General features: G+C 72.3%; 15 protein-coding genes. 5 read left to right on the top strand and 10 right to left on the bottom strand.

The window, feature by feature from the left end; translation table 11 throughout:
* Positions 1-27 precede the first annotated feature (27 nt).
* Positions 28-1,566 carry a hypothetical protein gene (locus ACWEJX_RS29225; protein ID WP_451610412.1) on the bottom strand — a complete coding sequence of 513 codons (1,539 nt, stop codon included), beginning with the start codon at positions 1,564-1,566 and terminating at the stop codon, positions 28-30.
* Between the two features lie 326 nt (positions 1,567-1,892).
* Here ACWEJX_RS29225 and ACWEJX_RS29220 point away from each other — a divergent pair, with 326 nt between their 5' ends.
* The 3 genes from ACWEJX_RS29220 to ACWEJX_RS29210 all read left to right on the top strand — a co-directional run bounded on the left by ACWEJX_RS29220 (position 1,893) and on the right by ACWEJX_RS29210 (position 4,983).
* Positions 1,893-2,786 (top strand): N-acetylmuramoyl-L-alanine amidase, encoded by an 894-nt coding sequence (locus tag ACWEJX_RS29220; RefSeq protein ID WP_451610432.1) that lies wholly within the window; start codon positions 1,893-1,895, stop codon positions 2,784-2,786.
* A 166-nt stretch (positions 2,787-2,952) separates the two neighbouring features.
* Entirely contained in the window at positions 2,953-3,846 is an 894-nt protein-coding gene (locus ACWEJX_RS29215) for a DUF5336 domain-containing protein (protein ID WP_451610411.1), read from the top strand.
* Between the two features lie 126 nt (positions 3,847-3,972).
* Positions 3,973-4,983: an LLM class F420-dependent oxidoreductase gene (locus tag ACWEJX_RS29210; RefSeq protein ID WP_451610410.1), complete on the top strand. Its 1,011-nt coding sequence runs from the start codon at positions 3,973-3,975 to the stop codon at positions 4,981-4,983.
* Positions 4,984-4,987: 4 nt separating this feature from the next.
* Here the strand turns inward: ACWEJX_RS29210 and ACWEJX_RS29205 are convergent, their stop codons facing one another.
* Entirely contained in the window at positions 4,988-5,581 is a 594-nt protein-coding gene (locus ACWEJX_RS29205; protein ID WP_451610409.1) for a hypothetical protein, read from the bottom strand.
* A 331-nt stretch (positions 5,582-5,912) separates the two neighbouring features.
* Between ACWEJX_RS29205 and ACWEJX_RS29200 the strand changes: the two genes are divergently transcribed.
* Positions 5,913-6,719, top strand: a complete 807-nt coding sequence (locus ACWEJX_RS29200; RefSeq protein ID WP_451610408.1) for a helix-turn-helix domain-containing protein — start codon at positions 5,913-5,915, stop codon at positions 6,717-6,719.
* A 199-nt stretch (positions 6,720-6,918) separates the two neighbouring features.
* Here the strand turns inward: ACWEJX_RS29200 and ACWEJX_RS29195 are convergent, their stop codons facing one another.
* From ACWEJX_RS29195 to ACWEJX_RS29180, 4 genes are all read right to left on the bottom strand, one after another.
* Positions 6,919-7,782: a DUF2690 domain-containing protein gene (locus tag ACWEJX_RS29195; protein ID WP_451610407.1), complete on the bottom strand. Its 864-nt coding sequence runs from the start codon at positions 7,780-7,782 to the stop codon at positions 6,919-6,921.
* Positions 7,783-7,941: 159 nt separating this feature from the next.
* Positions 7,942-9,000: a prenyltransferase gene (locus tag ACWEJX_RS29190; RefSeq protein ID WP_451610431.1), complete on the bottom strand. Its 1,059-nt coding sequence runs from the start codon at positions 8,998-9,000 to the stop codon at positions 7,942-7,944.
* A gap of 14 nt (positions 9,001-9,014) precedes the next feature.
* Positions 9,015-9,833, bottom strand: a complete 819-nt coding sequence (locus ACWEJX_RS29185; protein WP_451610406.1) for a class I SAM-dependent methyltransferase — start codon at positions 9,831-9,833, stop codon at positions 9,015-9,017.
* A gap of 69 nt (positions 9,834-9,902) precedes the next feature.
* On the bottom strand, positions 9,903-11,252 hold the full coding sequence (locus ACWEJX_RS29180) for a glycosyltransferase family 4 protein (protein ID WP_451610405.1): 1,350 nt from the start codon (positions 11,250-11,252) through the stop codon (positions 9,903-9,905).
* A gap of 238 nt (positions 11,253-11,490) precedes the next feature.
* On the opposite strand from ACWEJX_RS29180, the gene ACWEJX_RS29175 reads away from it, so the two are divergent.
* Entirely contained in the window at positions 11,491-12,129 is a 639-nt protein-coding gene (locus ACWEJX_RS29175) for a TetR family transcriptional regulator (RefSeq protein ID WP_451610404.1), read from the top strand.
* A gap of 29 nt (positions 12,130-12,158) precedes the next feature.
* On the opposite strand, the gene ACWEJX_RS29170 is transcribed toward ACWEJX_RS29175, so the two are convergent.
* The 4 genes from ACWEJX_RS29170 to ACWEJX_RS29155 form a co-directional block, all read right to left on the bottom strand.
* Positions 12,159-12,692 carry a hypothetical protein gene (locus tag ACWEJX_RS29170; RefSeq protein ID WP_451610403.1) on the bottom strand — a complete coding sequence of 178 codons (534 nt, stop codon included), beginning with the start codon at positions 12,690-12,692 and terminating at the stop codon, positions 12,159-12,161.
* A 74-nt stretch (positions 12,693-12,766) separates the two neighbouring features.
* Positions 12,767-13,300 carry a hypothetical protein gene (locus ACWEJX_RS29165; protein WP_451610402.1) on the bottom strand — a complete coding sequence of 178 codons (534 nt, stop codon included), beginning with the start codon at positions 13,298-13,300 and terminating at the stop codon, positions 12,767-12,769.
* Positions 13,301-13,371: 71 nt separating this feature from the next.
* The gene (locus ACWEJX_RS29160) at positions 13,372-13,605 is read right to left on the bottom strand and encodes a ferredoxin (RefSeq protein ID WP_451610401.1); all 234 of its coding nucleotides are present in this window, start codon (positions 13,603-13,605) and stop codon (positions 13,372-13,374) included.
* On the bottom strand, positions 13,605-15,077 hold the full coding sequence (locus ACWEJX_RS29155) for an aldehyde dehydrogenase (RefSeq protein WP_451610400.1): 1,473 nt from the start codon (positions 15,075-15,077) through the stop codon (positions 13,605-13,607). The genes ACWEJX_RS29160 and ACWEJX_RS29155 overlap by 1 nt, the downstream gene beginning before the upstream one ends.
* Positions 15,078-15,243: the final 166 nt, after the last annotated feature.

Below are 15,243 nucleotides of genomic sequence, written 5' to 3'. Positions count from 1 at the left end.
GCCGACGAGAGGGGCTGGCGAGAGGGGCTAGTACAGCGACGTCACGTACAGGCAGTTCGTGTACGTGTAGCCCGACTCGATCTTCGTCGTGCTGCCCTTCCTCACCCCCTGCGAGGTCGTCGTGCCCGCGCGCTTCTGGAGCATCTGGTAGTTGCCCGGCGGCAGCATCAGCGTCCGCTTCGGGTACTTCGAGGACGAGCCGGAACAGGGCTTCGGTCCGCCGCCCTTGGGGATGAGGATGGTCGGGTACGTCTTGCAGCTGCCGCACGCCGGGATGGTGATGCGGCCGGTGACGGGGCCGGTGTAGAGGAGTTCGACCTCGCCCGGGCCGTCGTTGCTGACGACCATGGGCTGGCCCGAGCCGTCGGCGCTGTCCCCGGAGGGGACCTTGTCGCCGGCGGCCGGGGTCTCCTGGGCGATCTCGGCGGCGATGGCGACGTTGCGGGCCTGGGCGTTCTGCGGGCTGCCGGGGTACGCCTTGACGTAGTCGTTCATCGCCGAGACGGCCTCGTCGTACTCCTTCTTCTTGAAGTGGTCGATCCCGCACGCGAAGTCGCCGCGCTGGATCGACCGCTTGGCGTCCTGGCCGAGGGAGGCGAAGGTCGCGTTGGGGAGGAGGCCGACGGTGGTGTCGAAGCGGCGCAGTTCGGCGACGCCGTCGCAGGGCGAGACGGCGAGGGACTTGTCGCGGGTGCGCAGGCCCTCGCGGAGGGTGGGCTCGACCTTCGTCGCGTACGGCGACTGCGGGAAGGTGCTCAGCAGCTCGTTGAGCTGGTCGCCGGAGGTGCTCTCCTGGCCGGCCAGGCCGATCGTGCGCGTGCCGCACTCGAAGAGCGACTGGGCGAGCGGGTCGTCGGCCTTGCCGACGAGGCTGCCGAGCAGCCGGCGGTCCACCGTCTCGGGGAGGGCGCGCAGGTGCTTGAGGGGGGCGACGGCGTTGCAGTAGTCCTGCTTGTCGTACGGGGCGGACACCGTCTTGTAGTAGGTGACGAGCCGGTCGGGGACCTGCTTCGCGGCGCGCGATCCGGCGTGCCGGGCGCCGATGTCCTGGTACGTGGCCAGGGCCTGGCGGTAGGTCGCCTCGACGCTCGCGAAGGACTGGCCCTCGCCCTGCTTCACCTGGGTGTCGGCGGCGGCCAGGCGGTCGAGCAGCGCCTGCTCGATGGCCTCGTCGCGCGCCGCGCCGTACGCGAAGGTGCCGCCGCCGGGGACGACGAGCAGCAGCGCGAGCGCGGCCGGCAGCGCGAGGCCGCGGCGCGGGGCCGGGAGCGCCAGGGTGTCGGGGTTCGCGCGCAGGCCGCGGCGGGCGCCGTCGGCGGCGGCGAGGAGGAGGAAGAGCCCGTACGCGACGAGCGCGCCGAGCGGGACGCCGTCGGGGTCGGCGGGCAGCGCGACGACGAGCAGGGCGACGGTGGCGGCCCAGCACACGGCGGCGGACTTCCAGTGCTTGAGGAAGACGTAACCGAGGCCGAGGCAGGAGAGGTTGAGCAGGGCGACGGCCGCTGCCTGGGCGGGGTTCGCGGGACCGGGCGGCGGCCCGGGGGGTGGTGGCGGTGTGGCGACCATCACCGGCGGCTGACCCGGGGGCGCGGGCGGAACCGCGTCCGGGGCGGGCGCGTGCGCGGGAGGCGGCGGTAACGACGGGCCCCCGCCCGGCGCCCCTCCCCCGCCCGTGTACTCCCAAGGTCTGGGTGTTGCGTTGGTCTCGTTTGACGCGTTGGACGCGTTGGACGCGTTGGACGCGTTCGACTCGCTGGTCTCGTTGGACGCGTTGGTCTCGTCGCTGCGGTCGCGATGCTCTTCGCCCGTCACCGTGCCCCCTCTGCTCGTCGCGGCAGTTCCCCGCACTTACCCTTCACGATCCCTTTACACACACGGTTCCGGTGCAGGCAATCCCGGCCGGAAACCGTTACCGTCGCGGGGTGCCCCACCACCACCGGAAGCTTCTCGCGCTCGCCCTGCCGTCCGCTCTGGCGCTCGCCCTGACGGCCTGCGGCGGCGCCGCCGAGTCCGCGGCGCCGCGGCCCGCTCGCACCGTCGGCGCCGACGCCAAGGCCACGGCCACGGCCGCACCCAGTCGTACGCCCGCCGCTGCGCCGGCGGCGCCCGCCGCGCCTCTCGCGGGGCGGACGATCGTGATCGACCCCGGGCACAACCCCGGCAATTTCCGGCATTCCGCCGAAATCAACAAGAAGGTGGATATCGGCACGAACCGCAAGGAGTGCGACACCACCGGCACGTCCACGAACAACGGTTACACCGAAGCCGCGTACACCCTCGATGTTTCACACCGTCTTCGCGATCTCCTCAAGAAGCAGGGCGCCAGGGTCGTCCTCGTCCACGACGCCGACCGCCCGTACGGGCCCTGCATCGACGAGCGCGCGCGGATCGGCAACGAGGCGAAGGCCGACGCCGTCGTGTCCGTCCACGCGGACGGTTCGGCGGCCGGGAACCGCGGGTTCCATGTGATCCTGCCCGCGAAGGTGAGGGGCGGGAGCGCCGACACCGCGAAGATCGTGGGTCCGTCCCGTACCCTCGGCGAGGCGCTGGTCACGCAGTTCGCCCGCGCGACCGGGACGAAGCCGGCCAACTACATCGGATCCGGCACCGGGTTGGACGTCCGCGACGATCTCGGGGGCCTCAATCTCTCGACCGTTCCCAAGGTGTTCATCGAATGCGGCAATATGCGTGATCCGAAGGACGCCACGCTGTTCACCGACGCCGCGTGGCGCCAGAAGGCGGCGCAGGGGATCGCGAACGGCATCGCGGCCTATCTCAAGGGGTAGGAACTCGGATCCAGGATCCGGGGCCGGAGCCTGTGAACGATCGGGCGAACGATAGATTCGATCGGTACGCTCCGTACGCTCCATGCTCTCCGTACGTTTCCGTACGATGGGGCCGCCCCCGTGCTTCGCGCCACCCCGACGAGACGACCCGACGAAGGACTCTTACGTGAATATCCGCTCCCTCACCCGAGGCGACGGCGTGCTGGCCGGTGCTGCGGTGCTGCTTTTCATCGCCTCGTTCCTGGGCATCTCCGGCTGTAGCGGGCCGGACGAGATGTGCAAGGGGTACGACTCCGCGTACTCGTGGGAGGTCTCCCCGCTCGGCTGGGGTGCCGTCTTCCTCGGCATCGCCGGTGCCGCGCTCGTGATCCTCACCCGCGCGCTGCCGCAGGCTCAGCCGCGCAAGGTGCTCGGCCTGGAGCTCGGACAGGTCGGCGCGGCCTTCACCGTCGCCTCGGCGTGGTCCATGCTCATGTGGGTCTTCGAGTCGGGCAACGCCGGCGCCGGCCTGATCCTCGGCCTCATCGCCTCGCTCGTCATCGCCGGCGCCGCGGTGGCCGGCCCGCTGGTCCCGGCGCTCCAGGCGCCGCTGGTCGGTGCGCCGAAGCCGCAGACCCCGCAGCCGTACGGCGTGCAGCCGGGTGCCCAGCAGGGCGTCCCGGGCGGTTACGGCTACCCGGGCGCGCAGCAGCCGTACGGCGCTCAGCCGGACCCGTCGCTCGGCGGCGGCCAGCCCTTCGGCGCCCAGCCCCAGCCGCAGTCCGCTCAGCCCCAGGCCGCCCAGGCCCAGCCGCAGGCCGCCCAGGCCCCGGCCCCGACGCCGGCCGCGACCCCGGCGGCCACTCCGGCTCCGGCGGCCTCGGACTTCGCGCCGTTCTGGTTCGCCGTCCCGGTGGCCCGTCCGCTCTACAGCGAGGACGGCGGCACCGCCCCGATCGCCGAACTGGCCCCCGGCACCTGGTACCTGGCCGTCGACCAGCGCGGTCAGGCCCTGGTGGCGCAGACGCAGGACGGCCGGCGCGGTGTGCTCCAGGACACGACGGGCATCCAGCGCGGCTGATCTCCACCGCCTGACGACCTGTACGGCGACGGCCCCTCGCCCGGATCCCTTCCGGGCGGGGGGCCGTTGCCGTACAGTGCCGACCCGGCCGACTTGGCTGACGTATCGTCAGAAAGGCTGCGCGGCATGCGACTCGGACTCGCCCTCGGCTACTGGGGCCGCGGCCCCTCCCCCACGCACCTCGCACTCGCCCGCGAGGCCGAGGCGCTCGGCTACCACTCGGTGTGGACCGCAGAGGCATGGGGATCCGACGCCTTCACCGCGCTCACCTGGATCGCCGCGCACACCTCGCGGATCCGGCTGGGCACGGCGGTCGCGCAGATGGCCGCCCGGACGCCGACCGCGACCGCGATGCACGCGCTGACGCTCGACCACCTCTCCGGCGGCCGGATGACGCTCGGGCTCGGGCTCTCGGGGCCGCAGGTGGTGGAGGGCTGGTACGGGCGCCCGTTCCCGCGCTCGCCGCTCACCGCGACCCGGGAGTACGTGGACGTGGTGCGGCAGGTGCTGCGCCGCGAGGGGCCCGTCACGCTCGACGGGCGCTACCACCCGCACCCGTACACCGGCCCGGACGGCACCGGCCTCGGCAAGCCGCTCAAGCCCATCACGCATCCGCTCCGCGCCGGGCTGCCCGTGCTGCTCGGCGCCGAGGGCCCCAAGAACATCGCGCAGACGCTCCGGATCGCCGACGGCTGGCTGCCCCTCTACTGGTCGCCCAGCCGCTGGGCCGAGGTCTACGCCCTGCCGGCCGCGCTCCCCGAGAACTTCCTGGTCGCGCCGATGGTGCGGGCACAGCTCTGCGACGACGTCGCCGCGGGGCTGCTGCCCGTCAAGGCGATGCTGGGCTTCTACATCGGGGGCATGGGGCACGCGGCCCGCAACTTCCACGCGGACCTGATGGCGCGCATGGGGTACGAGGCGGAGGCCCGGCACATCCAGGAACTGTTCGCGGCCGGGCGCCGCGAGGAGGCCGTGCTGGCCGTGCCGGACGCCTTCGCGGACGAGATCTCGCTCGTGGGGCCACGGGAACGGATCGCGGAGCGGCTCGCGGAATGGCGGACGGGCCCGGTGACGGACCTGCTGGTCACGGCACCGGACCCGGCGACGCTGCGTACGCTCGCGGAACTGGGTCTCTGAGCGGTCAGCCGCCGCTGAGCTGGGAGGCGCTCGGCACCTTGTCGACGACCTCGGCGCCCGCGCTCTTCCCCGCGTCCTTCACTCTGTTGATGACGCCCTCGAAGGCGCCGACGTCGCCGTCGGTCACGTCGCCCTTGCGGAGCTTCGTACCGAGCCCCTTCAGCGACTCGATGCCGGCGCTCAGCGGCGCGACCGCCTTCGACAGGAGCGGGTCGCCCTTGGCGTTGTTCACAGCGGCCTTGAGGCGGTTGTAGGTGAACGCGCCCGCGAGGCCCGCCTTGACGAGGGCGAAGGTGCGGCCGTCGGCACCCTTCTTGAACTTGCCCGCGCGATAGGGCTTCACGATCCACTGGTAGGTGGCGCCCGCCGCGAGGCCCGCGTTCGCGATGAAGCGGGTCTTGGCCAGCTTCTGCTTCTCGAAGCTCGCGCTGGGCGACGGGGTCGCGGTCGTGGTCGCTCGCGCCTGGACGTCCGCGCTCGTCGTCATGTTCTGCGAGCTGTCGCCGCCGCAGGCGGCCGTGGTCGAGAGCAGCGCGCCGGACAGGAGGACGGCGACGAGGGCGCGGCGGGCACGCGGGAAGCGGGGCACGGTGGGCATGGCGTCAGCCTCGCCCGGAGCCCCCGGGCGTGCCAGCGGAGTGCGTCCGTAAGGGTTCCGCCGTCCCTTCCTGCACCCGCACCCATGGATATCCCCGCAGGTCAGAGCCGTGGGACGTCCCTCCGCGTCCCTGGGACGGCGAGACCTCTGGCCCTCACCGCCGGGCCCCTCGGAGAGTGATCACCGAGAGCGGAACGAGAGGTTCGAGGGATAGATGGTCAGAAGCCGCGTGTGCACCGGTGGGGGCCGGTGCCAGTGGTATTACGGGGCGCCCGACGCCCGGCTGCGGCCGGGCATCGGGACGTACCGGGGGTTCCGGACGACCGCGGGCGTGCCGCAGGAGCGTCTGGTGGTGCCGAGCGGGCGGGTGTCGCTGCTCATCGGCTTCGGCGGGGAGCTGCGGGTCCGAGGAGGCTCGGGCGGGGGTGCCGGCGGCGGTTTGAAAGCCGGCTTCGGAGCCGCTTCCGGGGCCGGGTTCGGAGCCGGCTCCGGCGGGGGTACGAGCGCGGGGCGGCACCGGTCGCTCGTGTCCGGGCTGCACACCCGGGCCCGGGTCCTCGGGCACGGGGGCGAGGCGTACGGCGTGGAGCTGGCGCTCGCGCCCTGGGCGGCGTACCGGATCTTCGGCAGCCCGCTCGGCGAGCTCGCCGACACGCTCGCCGACCCGGCCGACGTGCTCGGCGCCCGCGCCCGGCACCTGGGCGAGGCCCTGGCGGAGGCGCCGGGCTGGCCGGAGCGGTTCGCGCTGCTCGACGCGACGCTGCTGCGCTGGACGGCGGAGGCGGAAGCGGCGCCCGGGCCCGCACCGGCCGTCCTGGAGGCGTGGCGGGTCCTGGAGCGCTCCGGCGGCGCGATCCCGATCCACGAGGTGGCGTCCGAGACGGGGTGGAGCATGCGGCACCTGGAGAGCCGCTTCCGTGAGCAGCTCGGCATCAGCCCGAAGCGGCTCGCCCGCGTCCTGCGCCTCAACCGGGCGATCCGCCTGCTCACTTCGGGCAGGCCGGCGGCGGACACGGCGGCGGAGTGCGGACTCTACGACCAGGCGCATCTGAGCCGGGAGTTCAAGGCCCTGACGGGGCTGCCGCCGGGGCGGTTCCTGGCGGGCCGGGAGACGGCGAGCGCCTGGATAGCGGGCTGAGGGGGCGCTAGGCGCCTGGATGGCGGGCCGAGGGGGCGCCGGGCGGCCCCTCGGCGGACCCTGCGGTTTTTTCCAATGCGGAAACCGGTCGCGGATGTCATTGTTGATCTTGCGGGGGCTTTCGCCTCAACAGATGGGCGGGTCCCGGTGCGACAGGGGTGCACCGGGGCCCGCGCATTCAACCGGTCGACTCAGCCGGTCAGGAGTTCTTCTCCTGGCTCGGGATGAAGCGGCCCGTACAGGTGGGCGCGCTGTCCTTGTCGCCCTTCTTGGGCAGGGCGGAGCAGACCCAGACCGAGCCGTCGTCCGGTGCCGCGATCAGCGGCGTGTAGACGTCCCGGTCGTAGTGGACGACATCGGCCTGGGCGGCGCCGTCGGAGTTGTTGACGACGACGGTGGCACCGATCTCGGCGAACGTGATGCGGCCCCAGGCGGCCTGGCAGGCGCGGCTGTAACGCAGCTCGATCACGAGGTCCTTGGGGATGGAGCCGGTGCGGACGGTGACCGCGTCGGCTCCGCAGTTCATCTTCTTCGGGTCCTTGCCCTCGCAGCCCGTGAGCTTGCAGCCGGTGGCCGGGCCCGCGACCTTCACGACCGGCTTGGGCTTGGGCGGCGCGGCGTCGCCGGTGAGGGCGACGACCGCGTACGTGGCGGCGCCGGCCGTCAGGAGCGCCGCGAGGCCGAGCGAGGCCCACAACGTCCGGCGGCGACGGCCCGTGGCCGGATTCCGACCCTCCTCCGGCCCCGAATCCGACTCCGGCCGTGACTCCGACTCCGGTCCGGACTCGGGGTCCGACGGCGAATCGGCCTCCGGCTCGGGCGCGGTACGCCGCGCCTCCTCCTCGTCCCAGAGCGCGAGCAGCGGCTCCGGGTCCGTCGCACAGAGCCGGGCCAGGCTCTCGACGGCGTCACGCGGCGGGAACTGCTTGCCGTTGACCCAGCGTTCCCACGACGATTTGGCGTAGTGCGTCTTCTCGCTGAGCTGAGCGAAGCTCGATCCCGACGCCTTCTTCAAGGCAAGCAGTTCGCTTGCCAGGTCCTTGACCGACCCCGCACGGTCCATCTTTGACCGGTACTCCTGTCATGCGTGTTCATGCCAGCCATGAACACGCACATATTAGGGCCACGTGCGGGCGCTTTCGCGCCACCGGCTGAGCAACCGGTTTTGTGCATCATGCACAAAGTTCGCGCACCAAACAGGTGTAACAGGCACTTAAAGCTGTCACTTACAGCAGTCGGGCTCCAGGCCCCGCGGCAGCCGCTCGCCGCCGAAGACCGCGACCGTCGCCTCCTCGCCGCCGAGCGCCGCCACCGCGAGCAGCAGCGAACCCGCGGTCCAGGTCGTCTGCTCCTCCGGCCAGACGGCCCGGTTGCCCTCGAAGACGTAACCGGTCCAGTAGTTGCCGTTGCCGGCCCGCAGGTGCTGGATCGCCTGGAGGATCTCCAGGGCCCGGTCCGACTCCCCCATCACCCAGAGCGTGAGCGCGAGTTCGCAGCTCTCGCCGCCGGTGACCCAGGGGTTGGGCAGCACGCAGCGCACACCGAGGCCGGGCACGACGAAGTCGTCCCACTTCTCCTCGATCCGCGCCTTCGCCTCCGCGCCGGTCACGGCGCCACCGAGGACCGGGTAGTACCAGTCCATCGAGTAGCGGGACTTGTCGAGGAAGCGCTCCGGATGACGGCGGATCGCGTGGCCGAGCGCGCCGGCCGCCAACTCCCAGTCGGGCTGCGGCTCGTCGCGCTCGTCGGCGATCGCCAGCGCGCAGCGCAGCGCCTGGTGGATCGACGAACTGCCGGTCAGCAGCGCGTCGTTCACCGGCGTGCCGTCCGCCTCCCGCTTCCAGCCGATCTGTCCGCCGGGCTGTTGCAGCCCGAGGACGAACTCGACGGCCGCGTAGACGACGGGCCACATGCGGTCGAGGAAGGCGTCGTCGCCCGTCGACAGGTAGTGGTGCCAGACGCCGACGGCTATGTACGCGACGAAGTTGGACTCCCGGCCGCGGTCGGTGACGTCGTCCGGGTCGCCGTCCTGATAGGCCGCGTACCAGGAGCCGTCGCCGTTCTGGTGCCGGGCCAGCCACTCGTACGCCCGCCGCGCCGCCTCGTGCTCGCCGGCCGTGTCCAGGGCCATCGCGGCCTCGGTGTGGTCCCAGGGGTCGAGGTGGTGACCGCGGAACCACGGTATGGCGCCGTCCTCCCGCTGTGCGGCGAGGATGCCGGTCACGGTCTCCGCGGCCTGCTCGGCGGTCAGGACGCCGGGGAGCACCAGGTGCTCCGCCATCCGCTCGGGGCTCGTCACTTGGCGTCGGCCTTCGCGGCGTCGGCGGAGTCCACGGCTTCGGCGGCAGAGTCCACTGCGGCGTCGGCGGCAGCGGCAGCCGCGTCGGCGGCGGCCTTCGGCAGGTGGGGCTTGGTCGCGTAGGCGACGAAGCTCTTGCCGACGACCGGGTTGAGCAGCTGCTCGGCGATCCGGGTCACGGCGGGCTTCTTCATGATGTCCCAGACGAGCAGCTTGTGGTACGCGCGGACCGGCAGCGCCTTGTCGTTGTCCACGCCGAACGCGCACTTGAGCCACCAGTACGGCGCGTGCAGGGCGTGGGCGTGGTGGGTGCCGTACGGCCGCAGGCCCGCCTCGCGCATCTTGGCGAGGAGCTCGTCGGCCTTGTAGATGCGGATGTGGCCGCCCTCGACCTCGTGGTACTCGTCGGACAGCGCCCAGCAGACCTTCTCGGGGCCGTAGCGCGGGACGGTGACGGCGATCCGGCCGCCGGGCTTGAGGACCCGGACCATCTCGGCGAGCACGCCCTTGTCGTCCGGGATGTGCTCCATGACCTCGGAGATGATGACGACGTCGAAGGACTCGTCGGGGAAGGGCAGGTTGAGCGCGTCGCCCTCCATCGCGGTGGCGCTCGCGCCGGCCGGGGCCTCGCCGGCCTCCTTCATGGCCGCGAACCACTTGGCGACCTCGCGGATCTCCTCGCCGTTCTGGTCGAGGGCGACGACCTGGGCGCCGCGCCGGTAGCACTCGAAGGCGTGCCGGCCCCCGCCACAGCCCAGATCGAGCACGCGGTCGCCGGGGGCGAGCGGGAAGCGGGTGAAGTCGACGGTCAGCACGGGGTCTGCCTTTCAGAGGCTTTGTCGGGGGCGATACCGCGGTGCGTGGGGGGCGGCGGCGTGGGTGTTTCAGGAGCGAGGGGCCGCGGCGCCACGGCTCCGGGCCGCACCTTGTCCGGCGAGGGCCTCGCGGTACAGCTCGGCGGTGCCCTGGGCGGCGCGCGCCCAGGTGAAGTTGGCCAGCACCCGTTCCCGGCCGGCCCGGCCCAGCCGTGCCCGCAGCTCCGGGTCGCCGAGCACCCGCCCGAGCGCCGCGGCGAGCGCCCCCGCGTCGCCCGTCGGCACGGCGAGGCAGGTCTCGCCGTCGGGTCCGGCGACCTCCGGGATCGCGCCGCCGGTGGTGGCGACCAGCGGGGTGCCGGTGGCCATGCCCTCGGCGGCCGGCAGCGAGAAGCCCTCGTAGAGCGAGGGCACGCAGGCGACCTGGGCGGAGCGGTAGAGGTCGACGAGCTCGGCGTCGCTGATGCCCTTGACGAAGCGGACGGCGCCGTCGAGCCCGTACCGCTCGATGGCCTGGGCCACCGGCCCGTCCTCGGCCCGCTTGCCGACGACGACGAGGTGGGCGTCGGGCTGCTCGGTGCGGAGCTTGGCGAGCGCCTCGATCAGGAAGACCAGGCCCTTGAGCGGGACGTCGGCGCTGGAGGTGGTGACGATCCGGCCGGGTACCTCGGCGACGGACGGGTCCGGGGACCACAGCTCGGTGTCGGCGCCGATGTGGACGACCCGGATGCGGTCCTCCCGTACGCCAAGGTGCTCGACGATCTCCTGGCGCGAGGTGCCGGAGACGGTGAGGACCGAGGGCAGCCGGCGGGCGACCCGCTTCTGCATGCGGGTGAAGGCGTACCAGCGGCGGACGGAGGCGCGGCGCTTCCAGTCGGCGGCGGCGTCGAGTTCGAGCTGCCGGTCGACGGTGATGGGGTGGTGGATCGTGGTGACGAGCGGCGCGCCGAGGGCGCGCGGGCCGCCGAGGAGCCCGTAACCGAGGGTCTGGTTGTCGTGGATCACGTCGAAGTCGCCGCGGCGGGCGGCGAGCATGCGCCGGGCCCGGAGCGAGAAGGTGAGCGGCTCGGGGAAGCCGCCGGTCCACATGGTGCCGACCTCCAGGGCGTCGATCCAGTCCCGGTACTCCTCGCGCGCGGGCGTGCGGAAGGGGTCGGGCTGGCGGTAGAGGTCGAGGCTGGCGATCTCGGTGAGCGGGACGCCCTCGTCGAGGGTGGGGTACGGCTGGGAGCCGACGACCTCGACGGTGTGGCCGAGGCGGGCGAGCTCCCGGGAGAGATGGCGGACGTAGACGCCCTGGCCGCCGCAGAACGGATTCCCCTTGTACGTGAGGAGAGCGATCCGCAGCGGACGGTCACGGTCACCGTCCGCGGTGGCGCCGCCCTGCCGGGGGCTCGCCTCAATGGCCTCCGCGGTCAACTGGGACCCCCTTCGAGCGTGCGTTTCGCGGGAGCGTAACCGCCCGCGCTAACCTAGAACAAGTTACAGATCGATCCTGCGACGAGCACTGAATCTACCGGCAGGTAGCTCAGTCGTAAGAGGCGCGTCGGGTGATTCGCACCACGGCCGTCGACCCGCCATACTGTCGCCCCGCCACGCACGGACAAAGCACATACAGCGCACGGACAACGCACGGACACCGCACGGAACGGGACCCATGACCGCGGAAGCCAGACCTGCGTCACCGCCCCTGACAGAGCGCCAGGAGGCCCGTCGGCGGCGCATCCTGCACGCCAGTGCGCAGCTCGCCGGGCGGGGCGGTTTCGACGCCGTCCAGATGCGGGAGGTCGCGGAGGCGGCCGGGGTCGCGCTCGGCACGCTCTACCGCTACTTCCCGTCGAAGATCCATCTGCTGGTCGCGACCATGCAGGACCAGCTCCAGCACATGCACACCACGCTGCGGAAGCGGCCGCCGGCGGGCGCGGACGCGGCGGAGCGGGTGGCCGAGACGCTGATGCGGGCCTTCCGGGCGCTGCAGCGCGAGCCGCAGCTCGCGGACGCGATGGTGCGGGCGCTGACCTTCGCGGACCGGAGCGTGAGCCCCGAGGTGGACACGGTGTCACGGCTGACGACCGCGATCATCCTGGACGCGATGGGGGCGGAGCATCCGACGCCGGAGCAGCTGTCGGCGGTGCGGGTGATCGAGCACACGTGGCACTCGGCGCTGATCACGTGGCTGTCGGGGCGGGCGTCGATCGCACAGGTGAAGATCGACATCGAGACGGTGTGCCGGCTGATCGATCTGACGGCGCCGGGGGCCGCGCCCGCGCGCCCCGACGGGCACGGGCGCGGCTGACGTCCTGCCGCGGTGCGTCAGGCGGTGCGTCAGGGGGTCTTCTGCGGGCCGGCGGCCTTGAGCGCGGCCTCGCACTCGGGCTTGGCGTCGGTGGCGATGAACATGTCCATCTTGAGCATGCCCATGCTGTGGTCGCTGGCCTTCAGCAGCCAGGTGCCCTTGCTGAGGCTCTTGATGGTCGAGCCGCTCTGCTCGAAGTTCTTGTCGATGTTCCAGCCGGCCTGGCCGAGGGCCGTGACGGTCTCCTTGTAGGACTTCTTCTGGTCGGCGGCCTTCGCGGAGTCGGCGGTCCACATGACCATGCACTGCTCCGTTCCGGCCGGCACCTTGTCGCCGGAGGCGTCCTGCGTGAAGCCGGCGCCGGTGGCCGCGGTCTCGATCTCCTTCTTCACGGCCTCGGCCGTCAGCTCCTCGCCGCCACCCGACCCGCCGGTCGAACCGCCGGACGTGACGGAGGTGTTCCCACCGCTCGAACCACCCTTGTCCGAACCGCCGTTGCTCCCGCAGCCCGCGACCAGCAGCACCACACCGGCGGCCGCGGCCACCATCCTCGCCTTGCGCACAACTCTCCCAAATACGTGCGCACGAAGGCCCCTTGCCCCCGTGACCAAGGGAGTAGTTTTGCATACGGGAACCCCTACCTCCCGGTTGCCTGCTTGACGCAGGCGTCCTCCCCGGCCGCAAGGTTGATGAGCCCGGGCTCCGGGATGCCCCGGAACTCCGCGAGCAGTGTCCAGCCTCGCTTCTTGAACAACTGCTGGACCTGGCCGACCGCTCCGTCCGCGGTCTTGCGCTCCTTCCGCTCGCCCGTCTGCTGCCAGCCGCGCTCGCGCAGTTCGTCCACGACCTTGTCGTACCGGCCGGAGTCGACCCGCTCGCTCTCCGTGCCGTAGCCCCGGTACGAGACGCCGCACGCCGCAAGCGAACCGGCCCGGGACTGCTTCTCCATCGCGGCCCAGTCCGGGTCCATGGGCGGCGCCCCGGCGCCCTCCGCCGAGTCGTCGAGTTCCGCCCGCACCCGCTCCTTGGTGAACGGACCGGAATCCGAGGAAGCAGCAGCCGCCCCGCCCGGCTTCCCGACGTCGCTCTTCCCGCAGCCCGCGGCCCCGAGCAAGACCGCCGCCACAGCCACCGCGGCCACGACGGCCTGCCCTTTCGCTGTCATGCGCATGAGTCGATCCCCTCCCTGGTCGCGGGGGTCGTCCACCCCCGTGATCGCGGGAGGAGTGTGTCACGCGGCTGCTAGTCCTCGGGCGGGAAGACCTGCTCCCCGCCGTCCGCCAGGGTGATCGTGATCGCCTCCACCGGGCAGCCCTCCGCCGCCGCCAGGACCTGCTCGTTCGCGTCGGGGTCCGGGTCGCGGGGGTGGGACTGGCGGGCGGTGTCGAGGCGGAAGGCGTCGGGGGCGTGGTTGAGGCACATGCCGGAGCCGATGCAGACGGTGCGGTCGACCTCGACGTGCCAGCGGTCGGCCATCAGGCGGCACTCCCCGGGGTCTCGTAGCCGGCCGGGAGGTGGATCATCTTGTGCTCCAGGTACTCGGAGAGGCCCTCGGGGCCGAACTCGCGGCCCAGGCCGGAGTTCTTGTAGCCGCCGAAGGGGCCGAGCATGTCGAGGCTGAAGGTGTTGACGTTGAAGGTGCCGGTGCGGACCTTGCGGGCGAAGTCGACGCCGTGTTCGACGTCGGCGGTCCAGACGCTGCCGGAGAGGCCGTAGTCGGAGTCGTTCGCGATGCGCAGGGCGTCGGCCTCGTCCCCGTACGGGAGGAGGCAGATGACCGGGCCGAAGATCTCCTCGCGGGCGATCCGCATGGAGTTGTCGACGCCGCCGAAGAGGGTCGGCTCGACGTACCAGCCGCGGTCCAGGCCGGCCGGGCGGCCGCCGCCGGTGAGCACCTTGGCGCCCTCGGCCTGGCCGATGCCGATGTAGTCGAGGGAGCGCTGCTGCTGGCGGCGGGCGACGAGCGGGCCGACCTGGGTGGCCGGGTCGAGCGGGTCGCCGACCACGAGCGCGCCGGCCGCCGCCGCGAACGCCTCCGCGGTCTCCTCGTAGCGGGAGCGCGGGACGAGGATCCGGGTCTGGGCGACGCACGCCTGGCCGTTGTTCATCCAGGCGGCCGGGACGATCCCGGCGACCGCCGCCGCCAGGTCGGCGTCCGGCAGGACGACGGCCGCGGACTTGCCGCCGAGTTCGAGGGTGACCCGGGTCAGGTTGCGGGAGGCGACCTCCATCACGCGCTTGCCGGCCGCGACCGAGCCGGTGAAGGAGACCTTGTCGACGCCCGAATGTCCGACCAGGTACTCGCTGACCTCCCGGTCCGCGGGAAGGATGCTGAGCACCCCCTCCGGCAGCCCGGCCTCCGCCGCGATCTCGCCGAGGATGTACGAGTCGAGCGGTGACTCCGGCGACGGCTTGAGGATCACCGTGCAGCCCGCGAGCAGCGCGGGAGCGAGCTTGGCGGCGGCGGTGAACTGCGGCACGTTCCACGGCACGACCGCCGCGACCACCCCGACCGGCTCGCGCCGCACGAGCAGCGGCCCGAGGACACCGGGACGCCGCTCCTCGTACGCGTACTGCCGAGCGACCGTCACGCCTGCGTCCCACACCATCATCGCGCCGAGCGCCTGGGCGAGGACGGACCAGGAGTACGGGGAGCCGTTCTGCGCGCTGATCGAGCGCGCTATCTCCTCGTGCCGTACGGCGATCGCGTCCTTGATCCGGCCGACGACCTCGATCCGCTCCTCCAGCGTCGCCCGCGGCCAGGGCCCCTCGTCGAAGGCCCGGCGCGCGGCGGCGACGGCCCGGTCGACGTCGGCCTCGGAGGCGTGCGGGACCCGGCCGATGACCTCCTCGGTGTGCGGGGAGACCACCTCGATGACCCCGTCGCCGAGGGGATCGGTCAACGCGCCGCCGATGAAAAGTTTTCCGTGCTCCACAAGCTCGGTCATGACCGACTGCCTCCCGGAACCAGCCCACGCGCCTTCTGACGGTGTTTCAGAACTTTTCAGAACTGATACCAGTTCTAGTTCCAGGGCGCCAGGCTCCGTCGTCGACCGACCTCCCCCGAAGCGGCCGGAAGGCCTCCCCGAGGCGGGGAGGCCGTCGCGCACCGCC

It is taken from the genome of Streptomyces sp. NPDC004788 (assembly GCF_053601115.1).
Note: the sequence above shows the minus strand (reverse complement) of the source record. Positions and strands in the feature narration are given on the sequence as shown.

What these genes read in the sequence shown, in the direction of transcription:
- ACWEJX_RS29165 (WP_451610402.1), bottom strand. Translation starts at nt 13,300, where the DNA reads ATGCGCATGACAGCGAAAGGGCAGGCCGTCGTGGCCGCGGTGGCTGTG.
- ACWEJX_RS29225 (WP_451610412.1), bottom strand. Translation starts at nt 1,566, where the DNA reads ATGGTCGCCACACCGCCACCACCCCCCGGGCCGCCGCCCGGTCCCGCG.
- ACWEJX_RS29160 (WP_451610401.1), bottom strand. Translation starts at nt 13,605, where the DNA reads ATGGCCGACCGCTGGCACGTCGAGGTCGACCGCACCGTCTGCATCGGC.
- ACWEJX_RS29210 (WP_451610410.1), top strand. Translation starts at nt 3,973, where the DNA reads ATGCGACTCGGACTCGCCCTCGGCTACTGGGGCCGCGGCCCCTCCCCC.
- ACWEJX_RS29195 (WP_451610407.1), bottom strand. Translation starts at nt 7,782, where the DNA reads ATGGACCGTGCGGGGTCGGTCAAGGACCTGGCAAGCGAACTGCTTGCC.
- ACWEJX_RS29190 (WP_451610431.1), bottom strand. Translation starts at nt 9,000, where the DNA reads ATGGCGGAGCACCTGGTGCTCCCCGGCGTCCTGACCGCCGAGCAGGCC.
- ACWEJX_RS29175 (WP_451610404.1), top strand. Translation starts at nt 11,491, where the DNA reads ATGACCGCGGAAGCCAGACCTGCGTCACCGCCCCTGACAGAGCGCCAG.
- ACWEJX_RS29155 (WP_451610400.1), bottom strand. Translation starts at nt 15,077, where the DNA reads ATGACCGAGCTTGTGGAGCACGGAAAACTTTTCATCGGCGGCGCGTTG.
- ACWEJX_RS29205 (WP_451610409.1), bottom strand. Translation starts at nt 5,581, where the DNA reads ATGCCCACCGTGCCCCGCTTCCCGCGTGCCCGCCGCGCCCTCGTCGCC.